Source organism: Bacteroides sp. K03, from assembly GCF_019734355.1.
GTDB classification, from domain to species: Bacteria; Bacteroidota; Bacteroidia; order Bacteroidales; family Bacteroidaceae; genus Bacteroides; species Bacteroides nordii.
This window is the reverse complement of the sequence record NZ_JAASHC010000018.1, coordinates 19,881-35,751: the sequence shown is the minus strand read 5'-3', so window position 1 is coordinate 35,751 and position 15,871 is coordinate 19,881. Positions and strand designations below refer to the sequence as shown.

Sequence of the window (15,871 nt, the reverse complement as noted above, 5' to 3'; positions counted from 1 at the left end):
ATGCACAAAGATGCCTCTTGTGTGCAATATTATTGTACCTTTGCGCCCGAAATAACTTAAAAAAGATTTAAATGAGAAAATTATCTTTGATTAGCATTGTGTTGCTGATCGTTTCAATTCCAACTTTTGCGGGAGGTCTCCTGACAAATACTAATCAGCATGTTTTATTTTTAAGAATGTTGGCTCGTGATGCTTCAACAGATATTGATGCTGTATATTCCAATCCTGCCGGTCTGGCTTTTATGGAAGATGGATTTCATCTCTCTTTTAATGGTCAGAGTGCGTTTCAGACGAGAACAATAACTTCTACGTTTGCTCCATTTGCCGGCTTCGGTGGAAATGCTACTAAAGAATATAAGGGCGAAGCTTCTGCTCCGTTTGTCCCCAGTTTTTTTGCTGTATATAAAAAAGGTGACTGGGCATTCTCAGGAAGTTTTGCCGTGACAGGAGGTGGTGGTAAGGCTACCTTTAATGAAGGGCTTGGTTCTTTTGAGTCTCAGGTATCTGTCATTCCAATGGCGATGAAAGCAGCTGGAGCGGGTTTAGTAAGCGGAGGATTGCTTCCTGAAAATCCGTTTGCAAATACGAATAAGTATTCTGTAGATAGTTATATGCGTGGAAAGCAGATGATTTTTGGTCTTCAATTGGGAGCCACCTATAAAATAACAGATTATCTGTCTGTTTTTGGTGGACTACGTATGAATTATGTAAGTAATGGGTATGAAGGACATATTCGTGACATTCAGGCTAATATAGGCGATAAAATGGTGAATTTGAACCAGACGTTTACTGCCTATGCAGACCAGTTTAATAAACTGGCGGCAGCAGCGGAAGTTGCCGGACAACCTGAAGCGGCAAAAAAGTATGCAGCAGCTGCTGCAATGGCTAATAAGTATGCGAAAAATACTCAAGATAAATATTTGGATTGCGACCAGACCGGTTGGGGAGTAACACCTATTATTGGTGCTGACTTTAAGATGAACAAATGGAATGTTGGTGTGAAATATGAGTTTAATACCAAACTGAATGTAGAGAATAAAACACGTGTGGATGATACTAAGTTATTTGCTCCGGGTGTAAACACTCCACATGATATTCCAAGTTTATTAACTGTTGGTGTGTCTTATGAAATTCTTCCTGTGCTTCGTACTTCTGTAGGTTATCATCATTTCTTCGATACTCATGCTAAGATGGCCGATGCTACTAATCTAATTACTGGAGAAAGAACCGGGAAACAGCATTTCATAGATAAAGGTACTAATGAATATCTGGCTGGTATCGAATGGGATGTATGCAAATGGGCACAAATCAGTGCCGGTATGCAACGCACAAAATATGGTGTGGAAGATAGTTATCAAAGTGATATGAGCTTTGCTGTAAGTTCTTACTCTTTTGGTTTTGGTGCCGGTTTCAATATCGCTAAAAACCTGAAGTTGAATATAGCTTACTTCTGGACTGATTATGAAGATTATACAAAGAATTGGAGTGACTATAACGGGATTTCTGCTTTGGCAGGACAAGCCATTCCGGGAACAGATGTTTTCTCACGTACCAATAAAGTATTCGGTATCGGTCTTGACTATAAGTTCTAAATAACACGAACTAATTCTCTTATATATAAATAAAAGGAGATTTCTCTGCTACTTCTATTGAGAAGGCGGTGAAATCTCCTTTTTCGTTTTTATAGAGATGAAATATTTTCTTTTTTAGAAAGAATACTGTACCAACAGATTCATACGGTTCGCATTGCGGGTATCATCATTAAAATCCGTGCGCCATCCTCTCAGATACTCGGCACCTACCTGTAGGTTGCTGGTTACATTCCAGAATAAATTAGCTACCAGATACTGTCCTTTACGATATGCTTCCGGATTTTCACTTGGATATCCATGTTCGGAGTAAAGTCTTGACAAACTATAAGTCCCTGATACAAACATATTCTTGCATAAATTGTATTGTACTCCTGCATACCATCCGAGCATAGGAAGTGCTTGCATTTTGCCCTCTTTCTCCGGATTTGGAACAAGGTCTACATTCAGATTGCTAAGATCGTTGAGAAACTGCCCGATTCCCTTTCCATAATTAAACTGTCCGAATAGTTGCCATTTCGGAGTAACAGCAAATGTGGTGGATGCCTGCAATCCGAATCCGGTGGTGGAATAGGCTTTCTGATAAACATCACTTGAATAAGTCATACTGCGAAGAATAGCTGCCAGGCGGATGTGGCTGTTCTTATTCCAGTTGTATTGAGCAGAAGTGGCAAAGTCCGGCATACGTTGTGTGCTGATAGACAGTTTGTCGGTGGTTGTTCCGTCTACCGAAGGCATCTCGGCAGCAATACCGAATTTCCAGTTCTTCAATCCGCTATACATATAACTTAACTGAGTGGTACGATAGAATGCAGAACCGTTAGGCCCGGCAAAGTCTATGGTAGGGGGAAGTGCTGCTAAATCCATAAATGAACCATAGCTGTATCCTAATGTAAATCCTAAGAATGAAGCGTATGCATTCTGGAGTTCAAATGTTTTTCCATTTCCCCGGAAGTTTCCTGCAGTGTAGACAACAAAGTCTCCCAGATTCTTGGTATGCCCTACCAGCTTTAAAAATAGGGTAGAAGTGGTAGCATCCATCTGAAACTGATTTCTTGCATAATCCGTCCCTCTGTTGGGTATAAGTGCCGGATAGAAATCTACATCTTTAACGATACCTCCGAAGTCATATTCTGCCGTAGCACGTACGTATCCTCCAATACCGAGGGCAAACTTCCCTTTTTGATCTGTCAGCAAGAAGCGGGGAGCTTTGGGTTCGTGAAAGCGTTTAAGTTGTGTCTCCTCCATGATTCGGATAATCTCATCTCCGGCTTTATCCCTTGAGACAAACATGATAGAGTTTGGCTCTTTGTCTTCAATGATTACTTTTTTCTGGGCATTTGCGCAGAGTGGGAGTAGTCCCATTCCAAGTAGCAGCGCTACTGTTCTAAATGTTGTTTCCATTATAAGTTAAGTTTTAGGTGAATGTGCAAAGAACAACTAAAATTTGAAAAGGTTGAGACATCTTTGCCAAAAAAGCGAAGATAAGCTGCACCTTGGCATAAAAAATGAACTCGTTCATTTTATTCTGCTCTCGGTTTGCATTATCTTTGGGAAAAATAGACAAATATTGCGGAAGTATTGCCATAGGTAAATTCTTTTAGAAACCTCATCTTTGCATTCAGTAATAATTTGAATAATAAAACCACAATGGATAAACTGACAAGTAAAATAGTAGGGATGGAATCAGAGTTGCGTCACTTTGCTCTCAAGCTGACTGCCGATCAGGATTCGGCTAATGATTTGGTGCAGGATTGTATGTTGAAAGCTCTGGATAATAAGGAGAAGTTTGTTCATGCGCAAAACTTTAAGGGCTGGATGTACACAATCATGCGTAATCTTTTTATTAATAATTATCGTCGGGTTACGCGTGAAATGTCTATGATGGATGATAGTTATAGCATTGGCCGTCAGAATCTGTTGGAGGTAGAAGATGGAGAACGTTTTGAATATGCTTATGATCTGAAGGAACTTCATAAAGTGATTAATGCGGTACCGGAATCTATGCGAAAACCTTTTCTCATGTACGTTGCCGGATTCAAATACAATGAGATCGCAGAGAAAATGGGGCTTCCGATTGGTACGATAAAAAGTCGTTTGTTCTTTGTGCGTAAAAGGTTGCAGAGGGAATTGAAAGAATTTGGTAAATAATAATTAAAGATGCATTGTCGGTGTTTATAACTGCTGATTTTTTGTGTTGGAAAATCGGCACGGATTAATTCTATGTCATATTGTTCAGCACGTTTGTTCCACGCTTTTATATACATATTTCCTGTTTGTATCTACGATGTTACTATTTTTGGTGAGTTGTAGTATGGATTTATTGAGCTAATTTTTGTTGGAGTTAATTCGTATGAGGGGAATATATTCATTTATAAGTATTGGTAACTATAATTGTTAATTATGAAATATGGATTCTATTTTTTTTACGTCCCACAACAGTAAAGAATCATACGAAAAACAAAAATCTTCATAATCATTGAATAATTTGTATTTATTATTAGAAGTATCAATAATAAGTGTATATTGAGGAGCTTCGTATGTTATCAGCCCTTCTCCCCAATTATATATTTCTTCTTGTATATTCTTTGATATTGATTGTTTGAGATTATTTTTTTGTTCAATGAAAACATAGACATCGTTTAATCTAAAATATTTTGTGTATTTTATCAATGTGTCTCCTTCTTGATAAACATTAGAGTCTATTGTGTAAATGCAATAATTACCTTTAGAAGGTTGTTCAATTACCATTAAGTAAGATATTACAGAAATTTCTTTCTGTATCATCCTTTCTTGGTAAGAAAGTTTGGTACATACTTCTTTAATAATTTCATCTGTATTAGTTGTACAACTAATACAGATGAAAAGAAACAATAATATATTCAGAATTTTATAGCAGATTTTTTCCATTTTCCATTAGGATAATATTGAGTTATTCCATCTCTTTTAGATAGTATATAATAAGAGTGTTTGTCATCATTTTTTATATTGGAAATATCTTTTTTCGAAGGAGTTCCTAAACCACCTCGTCCATCTTTTGAACCAGGGTGAGTGTGAATGTTAAAATCTTTTTCTCCTAAATATCCAACTCTTTCCTTTTTACCATAAAAATCTTTAGATGTCATATATTCAACACCATTTTCTTTAATTGTTTTATTGAAAACCCATGGAGAAACTGCAAGTCCTTCACCTACACTTGTTTTATATCCCCATGCCGACATCTCAATATTGGAATTGAATGATAAAAATTTGATGGTGCTAATACCTTCATTTAAATGAGCTTCACTAAATACGAGTCCTGATTTTGAAATATCATCAAAATAATCTCCTAAAAGAATTCCTTTCGAGATATCTAAATAATTATCTTTATCTGTAACGGTAAATTCATTTTCTTTATTGAAGTTTCCTATCATTATTCTATCATAGTCATCATCCGTATGTTGAGTTATTGATAGTTGTCCTGTATTAATATCAAACCCATATACATCTTTTCCATCTGGGTCAATAAGTTTAACTGGATTATTCATACAATATACATAAGGACTAATTGAATAATACTTCTCACAATGTGGATCTATTGACATACTCTGTAATTCAGGCTGCAATTCTATCAATGAATCTGTATTATTTTCTACAAATCCGACCACTTCATTTGTTTTCGTATTAAAAAATACATCACCTATCTCTACAATTTCCTCTTGATCGTGAAATTCTTTCTTTTCTCCGAAAGTATATACATCAGCTTTATAGCCCAAGCGGAGAAAAGGATTTCCTTCGGAATGTTGCGCTTGTAACTTAGAACAAACTGCAACTATTAAAACGATGAACCCTATAAAATTCTTCATATCTGTATTGTATTTAAGATTATTATTTCATTGCTTTTCCCATTTCAGCACTCATAGGAGTCATGTAAGGTTTGTTATAACGTGCTTACTTTTAATGTATTACTATTTATGTAGTAATCACTCAAAATAGCACGGCAGGTAAGTTTCAGATATACCATACGTCTTTATCATTTTGTATCTTCATAAATGAATGCTGGAGAACCGAAGATAAATAAGCTTTAACACCCAATATTCGCAATGTTAAGAAATTATTCTGAATTAATCAAGAGATATTCTATCTTTTTTACTCTATTTATATAAATAATTACGCAACTATATACTTTATTGTACCAACGATTGTGTATAATGACTGGTTGGACTTTAATGTGCCAATCTGCGACTTAGCAGATTGGCATTATTAAAACCACATCAGTCGTTATTGAAATCATTTTCAAATTTCATTTTACCGTTAATTTTAATTATATTTGCAGATAAATACGAATAGATATCAATCTTACAAACAATTATTATGGAAACATTACGACGCCAACGGAGAAATAATAAAAAGCACAGTTCGCCATCAGATTGGGATAGAAAACTAAAGTGAAAGGGATGAAGATTATCTTGATTTTTTTGATGATTAATCTCTTTATAAAAACTGTACAGTACATTGCTACACATTCAAACCACCTCATAAAATGGACTTTTACAATGCTATACTTTATCTGTATTCGCCTAATGTTCAAGATGTATTGAATATTATAAACACAGCAATACATTCAGAACATAATTTAGATTTAGATAATGAGGTAATACATACAGGATTCTATTGCCTAAACCATAACGGAAAAAGATTTGGTTTTCTTTATAGCTTAACATCCCAATCATTATATTACCAAATTGATACAATAATGTCTTATCCATTAGGTACTTTATTCTACAATGCATATGAACCAACTGCTATTGGGGCATACCAAAATCCTAAAATGCAATTAAAACCCAACATACAAAACAACGATAAGTTTGTATGCTATCAAGGATTCGACGCTTTAAACAATAGCTTTTTCAATAAAACACTGATAGCATATCCGATATGTTACCCAATACCAAACTATCAGTATTTCATCTTTAAAAAATTTGAAGGGTTTCATTATATTGAAGTAAAAGTCCCTCGTGAGCTACAATTTAAGCAGCTATATTCTAAAGGATTCACATTGATATAATCTTAACTTGGGATAAATGAATAGGGAGATGTTGTTAGAAACTTCTTCAAGCAACAAGAGGGCATGCCAGTTTCCCAGCATACCCTACTAATATTTGATATAGAGTTCGATTGTCTATGGCATAGCGCAAATGTCACTTAACGGTTTATTACTTACCTGTTGGGGCTCAGACCAATTCTCTCCATCAACAGACGTTGAAACTATCCACCATATACAGGATTGAAAACAATACCTGTCATAATAAATTTCCCTTTTCCAAGTGTTATATCCATAATTTGCATACCAGATTGTATCACTTTTATCGGTGACCAGTTAATTCCATCTGTTGATACAGTAATTTCACCATTCATAGTTCCTACTACAAATTTCCCATTACCAAAACCTATAGTATTCACGGTGTTGCTTCCTGCAATTACATTAGGAGCAGACCAACTTCTTCCATCCGTTGATGTTATAGCGAAGTTTGCATTGTTAACTTTGCCAATAGCTACAAATTTCCCATTTCCATAGGCAATGTCATTTATTGTGGCATAGGTTCTTCCTGTATATACTGGTTCTGTCCAATTCATTCCATCTGTTGATGATATAATTGGTGAGCCTTCTTTTATTCCGCTACGAGTCACCGCTACAAATTTCCCATTACCAAATATAATTCTTCTAAAACCAATTTCATTATCAAAATGAATCAGTTCTGACCAGTTTTCACCATCAATTGATGAAGCTGCATATGAATCAAATGCCGAACTTACTACTACAAACTTCCCATTTCCGTATGCAATATTATACCAACCTTTCATTCCTAATGTTTTAACTGGTGACCAATTTTCTCCATCGGTGGATGTAGTGATATAACCACTGTCTGATGTTCCATTTCCTACTGCAACATATTTCCCATTTCCATAGGTAATGCCACTCCACCATACATTGTTATCAGCTCCTACTATCATAAATTCGTTATTAAAGTTAATAATCTTTTCTGTTGAAGGTAATTCTCCCGGTTCTATTGGTTTCTCAGGTTCTTCTGGTTCCTCGGGTTCTCCAGGCTCGTCTGGCTTTTCGGGTTTCTCTGGTTCTTCAACAGGAGGCTTAACCGGAATTTCGGGAATTATAGGTTCTTTGTCACACCCAATCAATAATCCGGTACACAGTACCATCATACAAAAGATTTTTGTTTTCATTATTTAAATTTGTTTTATCCCACAACCACTGGGATGAGATAATTTCAAGAAAGCGGGTTGTTCCGGAAACGGCACTTTCCTGTTTTACAATTTATACTTGTGTCTTTATAATATTACCACTTGCACCAACTATAACAACGGTAACAGGACCAATAATATCTCCTTCCATTACTAATTGATTATTGGCGTAAGTGCCCTTTACAAAGAATCCAGAGATTGCTTCAATTTCACTTCTAATCGGGCATTTAGTCAAATCTGAACTAAACGCACCAGCTTTTAGTATGTTACAAAACGCTCTTGTTGCAATTTTACCCATAGGTTTCTCCTTTTTTTAATGATTAATATTTGATATATGTATTATAGACTTTTAGAGAAGAGTTTTGCCTTTTGGATAATCAAATGAGTAGATACAAGAAAAGGGCACAAACATACTCTTCCTCATTGATTGGTAAGGCTCTGGTAAGCCCGAAGTTCAAATAAGAAAAAGCAGTCTGCGCCCTCGATTGAGGGTGCAAACTATGCTTAGACTCATTATTTTGAACTTCATTTAAAATTTACCAGATTTTACCAAGTCAAATAATTGTCTGCAAGTTATGCAATATGTCTATTTAGAAATAATATCTGTTCTTATACCTCATTTTTTAGTTAGTGTACAAAGTAAACAAAAAAGGTGGAAACAGACAAATATGCTTTAGACAAATCACAGACTACTTATATAATTGTTTCTTAATTTGATTCCTATGCCCATTCAGGTTTCATTAACAATTCGCCATAGTACAACCGTTCCGTGAAACTTTGCAAGAAATCATTGAAACGCTCGCCATCTGTTTGTTTACGTGTGTTGTATCGGAATACAAACTCCTTGCAATACTTAGAAAGATGTTTTTTACTCGCAAGGTGATATATCCCTTTGATGCCACGCTTAATATGACTCCAAAATCCTTCTATTGAGTTTGTATGAAATCCGTTCAAAGCGTAAATATGTTGCTTGTGTGGAATAGTCTTATGCTCGTAATCTTTACTTAATGTGTTATATACATTTAGTTCATCTGTAATGATTGTAGACCCTTTACGCACACGTTCCTTGATAATCGGGTATAAAGTTGTTTTCTGAACATTAGGCACTACTTGTGCATAAACAAGACCGTCTGAAACCATGCCGAATATAGGTGTTTTTTCCTTGAGGCTACGACCTTGTGTACCGTTACCATGACTTCTACTTTTACCACCCATATAGGTTTCGTCCATTTGAGTCATATCATCAAAAGTTGCATCATCATCCTTTATGTTATGACGAATGCGGTGCAGCATAAACCATGCTGTCTTTTGGGTTACATGGATATCACGCGCCAATTGGCAGCTACTAATGCCTTTCTTGTGCGAAAGGAACAGAAAGATAGCATAGAACCACTTCTTTAACGGAAGATTGGAATCCTCAAACATTGTACCAATCCGAACCGTAAACCGTTCCCGACAATCTTTACACTTGTACAAACCTTTAAACTCTCCGTTTTGAGTCAGTTTATAGTGGTGCTTAGTTATAGAGCCACAATGCGGACAAACAGGCTCACCATGCCACCGCATATCTTCAAGATACTCTCTGCAATCCTCTTCGGTATGCAAAGTATCTATCATTTGAAGTAGTGAGTGGAATGGTTTCATGTGTACAATTATTGATTAATAGAGAAATTGTACACGAAATGGGAGGATAATTTCAGTTTTAGAGAAGAATCTTAAGAATTTTCGCAAAAAAAATAATAGCAACTGATTATTAGGTTATTGGTTGCATTAAAACGTAGATTTTTATTTGTTTTATGAGAGTAAATACATATTCTATCAAATCAAAATTGTATCGAAATGAAAACTCTTACAGAAACCCTGAATGAAACGTTGGAAAATACGTTGCAAATAGAAATTGTAAAAATGGCAGATAGTCAATCAGAAGAGAAACAAGAAGGAACAACAAATGAAGAAAATGATTAAGTTTACTCGAAGATTGGTTGAAACCAAATGTTGTAGAATGATATAATTGTAATGACAATAAATCTTAATTTTTTTCAGAGTAACACAACCTATTTCATCTTGATGCGTTACATTTGCACCATTATAAAAAAGCCACCGTCATAATGTCAAAATGACAGAAGCTTTGATAGACCTCAAAATTGTGCTGCTACACGATGAGGATGAACATTAACATTTTACTCCACGGATGTCAGACAAAGGCATCCGTTTTTACTTGGAGTTTAATCCCCCTTCTTATGAATATGGGGTTTCAAAGATGGTGTATTTCCTGGAGTCTGCTTGTTGTCTCTTTGACGACGGTCAGGCTTTCCTGTGGAAATAGCAATTCTTTTTGGACCTGTTTTGATACCCATAATAACATTTTCCTTAGTTAAACATGTGAATTTTCCTTTTCAACGGAAGGAACTCCGCCATCTTGATTTCAGAAAGATAGGTGTAAACTGCCGTTATATCCAAAAAATGAATTTTAAGCAAAACGGAATGCCGATGACACTGATAAAAACTTTCAAAAACAGTACCAATTAATACAAATAATCTTTAATGCCGCAATATCTGCCAAATAGACAGACATTGTGGCACATTTTGTATTTTTCTCAGCTAAATCAAGAGAATAAGTACGGTGAGCAAAAGTTAACCTTGGAGTGAACTCGTTATTATTGGTATAACCAATCATTGTACACAATCGTTGGTACAATAAAGTATATAGTTGCGAATAATTATGTTCAATTATTTTGTGAAAAATGATATAGTATCCGTTACCCTTTTTTGATTTCTTGAAAAAACATCCTAATCGCTTGTCGGTTTTCTAAAGATGCCGTATCTTTGTTGCCCGAATTAAAAAAACGTATGATGCCGTGAATAGCGGTCGTGTATTCTAGAACACCACGTAAAAAACAGGAGTATGAAAGAAAAAGTATCCATTCCCTTCATGTTGCTTGGCATATTGTTTAATGTATGCCTTATTGCAGCCAATCTTCTTGAAACCAAAGTGATTCAGGTAGGTAGTATTACCGTTACTGCCGGATTGCTTGTATTTCCTATTTCCTATATAATCAACGACTGTATTGCCGAAGTATGGGGATTCAAAAAAGCCCGTCTCATTATCTGGAGTGGTTTCGCCATGAACTTCTTTGTTGTAGCATTGGGCTTGATTGCCGTAGCTATTCCTGCTGCTCCTTTTTGGGAGGGGGAAGAGCATTTTGATTTTGTGTTTGGTATGGCACCACGTATTGTCTTTGCCAGTTTGATGGCATTTCTGGTGGGTTCATTCCTTAATGCTTATGTGATGAGTAAGATGAAAGTTGCCAGCGGTGGAAAGAACTTCTCCGCACGTGCTATTATTTCTACGGTTGTCGGAGAAACGGCGGACTCTTTTATCTTCTTTCCTGTTGCTTTTGGTGGTATCATTGCCTGGCCGGAACTGTTGGTAATGATGGGAATCCAAATCGTGCTGAAATCTATGTACGAGGTTATTATCCTTCCTGTGACGATTCGGGTTGTAAATGCTATCAAGAAGATAGACGGCAGCGATGTCTACGATAAAGATATTTCCTATAATGTACTTAAAATAAAAGACGTTTAATAAGTGATAAGTGAGTAGTGATAAGTGATTAGTAAGCTGCGCTATGATCCGCATGGCACTAATCACTAATCACTACTCACTTATCACTACTCAAAAGTCATAATTTATGATTAATAAAGATACAGCCTTAGTCGTGTTCAGCGGTGGGCAAGATTCAACGACCTGCCTGTTTTGGGCAAAGCGTGAATTTAAGAAAGTGGTTGCCCTGAGTTTTCTTTATGGGCAGAAACATAAGAAGGAGGTAGAACTGGCACGTGAGATAGCCCGTAATGCCGGTGTGGAATTTGAAGCAATGGATGTTTCCTTTATAGGACAATTGGGGCACAATTCATTGACGGATACAACGATGGAGATGGATCAGGATAAGCCTGCCGATAGTTTTCCGAATACGTTTGTACCGGGGCGTAACTTGTTTTTTCTTAGTATTGCCGCCGTATATGCACGTGAAAGAGGTATCAACCATATTGTGACCGGTGTGTCGCAAACCGATTTCAGTGGCTATCCCGATTGCCGGGATGCTTTTATTAAGTCTCTCAATGTAACATTGAATCTGGCAATGGATGAACAGTTCGTTTTGCATACTCCGTTGATGTGGATTGATAAAGCACAGACCTGGGCATTAGCTGACGAATTAGGGGTGCTTGACATCATCCGTAATGATACATTGACTTGCTATAACGGTATACAGGGTGATGGCTGTGGGCATTGTCCGGCATGTAAATTACGTCAGCAGGGATTGGAAGAGTATCTCGCCAGAGAGTAACATAGAGTATTTTCTTTAATAAAACGCAGATAAAAGAGCTGTTATCTCTCTTTTACCACTGTTTCTTTTATATATAATCATCGCTTGTCGTACCTCCCCGTGCGGGAAGCACAACTTTTCATTTTATGACTGAATTAAAAGATCAACTCTCCCTTTTGGGTAGAAAAACAGAGTACAAACAAGATTATGCTCCCGAAGTATTGGAAGCTTTTGATAATAAGCATCCCGAAAATGATTACTGGGTACGTTTTAACTGTCCTGAGTTTACCAGCCTTTGTCCCATTACCGGACAGCCGGATTTTGCTGAGATACGTATCAGTTATCTTCCGGATGTGAAGATGGTGGAAAGCAAGAGCCTGAAACTTTATCTCTTCAGCTTCCGTAGCCATGGCGCATTCCATGAAGATTGTGTGAATATCATTATGAAAGATCTTATCCGCCTGATGGATCCGAAATATATCGAAGTGACCGGCATCTTTACTCCGCGTGGAGGTATTTCCATCTATCCGTATGCTAACTATGGTCGTCCGGGAACGAAATATGAGCAAATGGCGGAACACCGGTTGATGAATCACGAATAGATGAAGTATTGGATACAAAGTATAGTTTATATTATTCGTTTGTATTCCGTCGATAGAATTTCCGAGCATTCTTCGGCAATACTCATAATAATGTCTGTTCCTTTTTTTCTGGGAATGCGAATACTTTCACCTACAACAAGCATATCTTCGATAGTTGGATTGTCGTTATTATTGACAGAGGTGGCATGTTCTCCATTATAGCCATTGCTACATCGGGTTAAGTCGTAAGCCGGAGCTAATGACCAGGTACCTTCCCGATAAATGAAGCTGAAATTTTTGGCATGGTCGTCTTTATTGTCGGTTAAAACGTTGAATACCATGCGTCGAAACATTTCAGCAACTTGTTTCGGGTCTTGTGTGAGGTATCCCGTCAGATGGAGTAAGGTTTTGTACTCCAGTTTGGGTTGCATAATCGATTCGTTTAAGATTGCCCCGGCTGTAGCGATATGCAACCTTTCTCCATGCTCAATATCAAAACGTTTGGTTGAAAAATACTTTCCGTTCATTAACTTATAATCAGGTACAGTGATACCGCATTTACGTGCTATCTCATTATATTGGTATTCCATTACCCCCATATCTTTGGGGTCGTATGTGTGTCTGAATTTTACTAACCATGCCCCCTCTGCATCGTGATACAGGCACTTAGGGCGACATCCTCCCGAATTACCGCTATTAAAATATAAGATATCTTCATCTTTATCAGACCTTTCAGATAGTACGTCCAGTGCCATCTGTTGGAGATCGTCCAGCTCCGGTAATGTTTTTTCTTCGCCTATATATGTTTCGGGAATATAGCACAAAGCCCCCATTCCCGATGTACCGACAATGCTCAAACGCTGCAAAGGAGTTAGCTTACTATCGTTGATTCCTTGTTTTTTCAGCATACGATTCAGTAAATAGCGCCCGTATCCGTCGGGCAGACTGTCTTCGAAAATACCAAAGTTACCCCAAAATGGTTCCGGTTTGGCGATGAACAGATCCGACTTTAAGGGCAAGTCAAGTGGTGAAATGGAAAACCCGTTTACTGACCAATCTTTATCATATTGAAATGCGCATAATCGGTTGTCGGGAGTCATACTAAGTGTTCCAACAGTACGATTGTGATACGTGACTGTTACTTTATTTGTAAATCTCATTTCGCCCTTTTTTTCTGTTTTTGTTCTTGTTAATCATCTCCAGTTCCTCCATTGTGTTGTAGAGTGGTTCGGAGAGTAGTGCTTTCATGTCTTTGGTATAACCCAATGCTTTTGCTAATGCCACGAAGGAAGCCAGTGAAATGGTATGTTTTTGTTCAAATTTAGCAATAGTGGGAGTTGGAACTCCGCTAAGTTCTGTAAGAGCTTCCCGTGACAGCCCCTTTTCTAATCTGCGCTTTTGTAGATTAGAAGCAAGTATCGCTAATAATTCATCGGGTGTATCAATGTCGAAATTATAAAGTAATGGCATACTATTGTATTTGAAAAAATAGAAAATAGGATATATTGAATATCATTGTATCCAATACAAAAGTATTCCTTTTTTGCTGACAAACAAAATATTCCTGCTTTTATTTCGATTTGTTAATGCCTATTCCTGTGTCGGTTGATGAATCACGAATAACAGAGTTATTCTAAGCTTTTTCTGAACTCCGCCGGTGTCATGCTGTATTTCTCACGAAAAACACAAGGCGGTCAAAGATTTTGAGGTTCTCCAGTTCTTTACTGCTCATTTTCTTTTCCGTCTCTGATTCCGTGTCGTTCGTAATGTCCGGAGAGGAATCGGCTGTAGCTGTTTGCTGTTGCTCTGTTGTATCTTCGTCAGCAGTATCCACAACTTCGCTGGTAGGATCCTCTTCTGTTTGTTGTATTCTTTTTTTGTTTGGTAACGTTGCAAAGATATAATTTAGTGGGGAAAAATACAATTATTTTAGTCTACACCTGTTGGGGCAAATAGGTGTAGACTAAAATAAAGAATTAGCCTAAAAGTTTTTAAAATTTAAGAATAACTTTCGTTTTGCTCTTTTGTTGGCCGATCCTATAACACGTGCTTTGGGACAAATGTTGCTGTTAGAGGACGAATTGCATAAATACTTGTAATAATATGCGGTCTGTATTGTATATTTTTGCTCTATCTGCATAGATATGTACTGTATCCCGGTGTGTAAACTCATTTATCCTGGTAAGATAAGTCCGGTTTCTCTACGGGGAACGGTCCAAGTCTCGTAGAGAAACATTCCGAGACTCTACGGGGAAAAAATATTTCTCCGTAAAGTCCCTTTTTTTAGGCTAACTGATACTGATATTTGATCTGTCTTCAGGTAGAAAAAAGAATTATATCTGCTGGTTTTGATAATATATTGTGTAGTAAATATGAAAGAAAGAAGGAAAATGTTACTTGATGGACAATAATCCGTGTTATCTGAAAAAATGAATATGGAAATCAAGGCGATTTTAGTGACTGGTACTTCATTCAGATCCAAATAAGAGGAGTCTGTGACGTCAGGAATATCACTTTGTCAAATAGTAAGTTGAAAAGAAATCCAATTCAGGCTCCCCGAAGCAATTATTCATGATGATAGGGGCCTCCATTCAATATTGTCATTGCACGATATATCTGCTCTACAAAGATAAGGCGTATCATCTGATGAGAGAAGGTCATTTTCGACATTGAAATCTTCTCCTGTGCGGCATCATATACCCGCTGCGAGAAACCGTAAGGACCTCCGATGACGAACACCAGCCGTTTGTTCACCGTATTCATCTTTCGTTTCATGTATTCGGCAAATTCGAGAGAACGCATTTCTTTGCCATGTTCATCAAGCAGCACCACCACGTCTCCCGGTTGTAAGGCTTTGCATATAAGTTCTCCTTCTTTCTCTTTCTGTTGTTCCATCGAGAGGCTTTTGGTGTTTTTAAGTTCAGGAATGACTTCCATATCGAAAGATATGAAGCGTTTTGTACGTTGGATATAGTCGTTGATAGCAGTAATATAATGTTGTTCTACCGTTCGTCCTACGACGAGCAAAGTCGTTTTCATGCTGATACAGTTCTGATTATCGCACAAAAATAGGCATTTTTTATTGTATTCTGCAATAAATGCTTACCTTTGCGTATCATTAGATACCAGA

The 15,871-nt window shown here is 37.0% G+C and carries 16 protein-coding genes; 6 read left to right on the top strand and 10 right to left on the bottom strand.

Annotation, left to right across the window (positions count from 1 at the left end; genetic code table 11):
- Window positions 1–71: 71 nt before the first annotated feature.
- Complete coding sequence (locus HCG69_RS13330; protein ID WP_221650431.1) at window positions 72–1,592, top strand: OmpP1/FadL family transporter; 1,521 nt, start codon at window positions 72–74, stop codon at window positions 1,590–1,592.
- A 114-nt stretch (window positions 1,593–1,706) separates the two neighbouring features.
- Here the strand turns inward: HCG69_RS13330 and HCG69_RS13325 are convergent, their stop codons facing one another.
- Window positions 1,707–2,993, bottom strand: coding sequence for a DcaP family trimeric outer membrane transporter (locus HCG69_RS13325; protein ID WP_195348635.1), 1,287 nt, complete (start codon window positions 2,991–2,993; stop codon window positions 1,707–1,709).
- Window positions 2,994–3,239: 246 nt separating this feature from the next.
- Between HCG69_RS13325 and HCG69_RS13320 the strand changes: the two genes are divergently transcribed.
- Window positions 3,240–3,740, top strand: coding sequence for an RNA polymerase sigma factor (locus tag HCG69_RS13320; RefSeq protein ID WP_007486503.1), 501 nt, complete (start codon window positions 3,240–3,242; stop codon window positions 3,738–3,740).
- Window positions 3,741–3,986: 246 nt separating this feature from the next.
- On the opposite strand, the gene HCG69_RS13315 is transcribed toward HCG69_RS13320, so the two are convergent.
- The 5 genes from HCG69_RS13315 to HCG69_RS13295 all read right to left on the bottom strand — a co-directional run bounded on the left by HCG69_RS13315 (window position 3,987) and on the right by HCG69_RS13295 (window position 9,476).
- Entirely contained in the window at window positions 3,987–4,376 is a 390-nt protein-coding gene (locus tag HCG69_RS13315; RefSeq protein WP_221650430.1) for a hypothetical protein, read from the bottom strand.
- A gap of 95 nt (window positions 4,377–4,471) precedes the next feature.
- Window positions 4,472–5,434: a hypothetical protein gene (locus tag HCG69_RS13310; protein ID WP_221650429.1), complete on the bottom strand. Its 963-nt coding sequence runs from the start codon at window positions 5,432–5,434 to the stop codon at window positions 4,472–4,474.
- A gap of 1,402 nt (window positions 5,435–6,836) precedes the next feature.
- The gene (locus HCG69_RS13305) at window positions 6,837–7,814 is read right to left on the bottom strand and encodes a hypothetical protein (protein ID WP_221650428.1); all 978 of its coding nucleotides are present in this window, start codon (window positions 7,812–7,814) and stop codon (window positions 6,837–6,839) included.
- Window positions 7,815–7,905: 91 nt separating this feature from the next.
- Window positions 7,906–8,130 (bottom strand): hypothetical protein, encoded by a 225-nt coding sequence (locus tag HCG69_RS13300; RefSeq protein WP_221650427.1) that lies wholly within the window; start codon window positions 8,128–8,130, stop codon window positions 7,906–7,908.
- A 422-nt stretch (window positions 8,131–8,552) separates the two neighbouring features.
- Window positions 8,553–9,476, bottom strand: a complete 924-nt coding sequence (locus tag HCG69_RS13295; protein WP_221650426.1) for an IS1595 family transposase — start codon at window positions 9,474–9,476, stop codon at window positions 8,553–8,555.
- Window positions 9,477–9,671: 195 nt separating this feature from the next.
- On the opposite strand from HCG69_RS13295, the gene HCG69_RS20720 reads away from it, so the two are divergent.
- The 4 genes from HCG69_RS20720 (at window position 9,672) to queF (ending at window position 12,762) form a co-directional block, all read left to right on the top strand.
- Window positions 9,672–9,797 (top strand): hypothetical protein, encoded by a 126-nt coding sequence (locus HCG69_RS20720; protein ID WP_255585954.1) that lies wholly within the window; start codon window positions 9,672–9,674, stop codon window positions 9,795–9,797.
- A 940-nt stretch (window positions 9,798–10,737) separates the two neighbouring features.
- Window positions 10,738–11,418: a queuosine precursor transporter gene (locus HCG69_RS13290; RefSeq protein WP_002561351.1), complete on the top strand. Its 681-nt coding sequence runs from the start codon at window positions 10,738–10,740 to the stop codon at window positions 11,416–11,418.
- Window positions 11,419–11,524: 106 nt separating this feature from the next.
- Complete coding sequence (gene queC / locus HCG69_RS13285; protein WP_221650425.1) at window positions 11,525–12,181, top strand: 7-cyano-7-deazaguanine synthase QueC; 657 nt, start codon at window positions 11,525–11,527, stop codon at window positions 12,179–12,181.
- A gap of 125 nt (window positions 12,182–12,306) precedes the next feature.
- On the top strand, window positions 12,307–12,762 hold the full coding sequence (gene queF, locus HCG69_RS13280; RefSeq protein ID WP_002561353.1) for a preQ(1) synthase: 456 nt from the start codon (window positions 12,307–12,309) through the stop codon (window positions 12,760–12,762).
- Between the two features lie 26 nt (window positions 12,763–12,788).
- Here the strand turns inward: queF and HCG69_RS13275 are convergent, their stop codons facing one another.
- The 4 genes from HCG69_RS13275 to rlmH form a co-directional block, all read right to left on the bottom strand.
- The gene (locus tag HCG69_RS13275) at window positions 12,789–13,901 is read right to left on the bottom strand and encodes a type II toxin-antitoxin system HipA family toxin (protein WP_221650424.1); all 1,113 of its coding nucleotides are present in this window, start codon (window positions 13,899–13,901) and stop codon (window positions 12,789–12,791) included.
- The gene (locus HCG69_RS13270; RefSeq protein ID WP_221650423.1) at window positions 13,885–14,211 is read right to left on the bottom strand and encodes a helix-turn-helix domain-containing protein; all 327 of its coding nucleotides are present in this window, start codon (window positions 14,209–14,211) and stop codon (window positions 13,885–13,887) included. The genes HCG69_RS13275 and HCG69_RS13270 overlap by 17 nt, the downstream gene beginning before the upstream one ends.
- A gap of 190 nt (window positions 14,212–14,401) precedes the next feature.
- Entirely contained in the window at window positions 14,402–14,575 is a 174-nt protein-coding gene (locus HCG69_RS13265; protein WP_221650422.1) for a hypothetical protein, read from the bottom strand.
- A gap of 731 nt (window positions 14,576–15,306) precedes the next feature.
- Complete coding sequence (gene rlmH / locus HCG69_RS13260) at window positions 15,307–15,780, bottom strand: 23S rRNA (pseudouridine(1915)-N(3))-methyltransferase RlmH (RefSeq protein ID WP_025867180.1); 474 nt, start codon at window positions 15,778–15,780, stop codon at window positions 15,307–15,309.
- Window positions 15,781–15,871: the final 91 nt, after the last annotated feature.

Excerpts from the sequence above, each read along its gene's own strand:
- HCG69_RS13330 (WP_221650431.1), top strand. The coding sequence starts at position 72 with ATGAGAAAATTATCTTTGATTAGCATTGTGTTGCTGATCGTTTCAATT.
- HCG69_RS13325 (WP_195348635.1), bottom strand. The coding sequence starts at position 2,993 with ATGGAAACAACATTTAGAACAGTAGCGCTGCTACTTGGAATGGGACTA.
- HCG69_RS13320 (WP_007486503.1), top strand. The coding sequence starts at position 3,240 with ATGGATAAACTGACAAGTAAAATAGTAGGGATGGAATCAGAGTTGCGT.
- HCG69_RS13315 (WP_221650430.1), bottom strand. The coding sequence starts at position 4,376 with ATGATACAGAAAGAAATTTCTGTAATATCTTACTTAATGGTAATTGAA.
- HCG69_RS13310 (WP_221650429.1), bottom strand. The coding sequence starts at position 5,434 with ATGAAGAATTTTATAGGGTTCATCGTTTTAATAGTTGCAGTTTGTTCT.
- HCG69_RS13305 (WP_221650428.1), bottom strand. The coding sequence starts at position 7,814 with ATGAAAACAAAAATCTTTTGTATGATGGTACTGTGTACCGGATTATTG.
- HCG69_RS13300 (WP_221650427.1), bottom strand. The coding sequence starts at position 8,130 with ATGGGTAAAATTGCAACAAGAGCGTTTTGTAACATACTAAAAGCTGGT.
- HCG69_RS13295 (WP_221650426.1), bottom strand. The coding sequence starts at position 9,476 with ATGAAACCATTCCACTCACTACTTCAAATGATAGATACTTTGCATACC.
- HCG69_RS20720 (WP_255585954.1), top strand. The coding sequence starts at position 9,672 with ATGAAAACTCTTACAGAAACCCTGAATGAAACGTTGGAAAATACGTTG.
- HCG69_RS13290 (WP_002561351.1), top strand. The coding sequence starts at position 10,738 with ATGAAAGAAAAAGTATCCATTCCCTTCATGTTGCTTGGCATATTGTTT.
- queC (WP_221650425.1), top strand. The coding sequence starts at position 11,525 with ATGATTAATAAAGATACAGCCTTAGTCGTGTTCAGCGGTGGGCAAGAT.
- queF (WP_002561353.1), top strand. The coding sequence starts at position 12,307 with ATGACTGAATTAAAAGATCAACTCTCCCTTTTGGGTAGAAAAACAGAG.
- HCG69_RS13275 (WP_221650424.1), bottom strand. The coding sequence starts at position 13,901 with ATGAGATTTACAAATAAAGTAACAGTCACGTATCACAATCGTACTGTT.
- HCG69_RS13270 (WP_221650423.1), bottom strand. The coding sequence starts at position 14,211 with ATGCCATTACTTTATAATTTCGACATTGATACACCCGATGAATTATTA.
- rlmH (WP_025867180.1), bottom strand. The coding sequence starts at position 15,780 with ATGAAAACGACTTTGCTCGTCGTAGGACGAACGGTAGAACAACATTAT.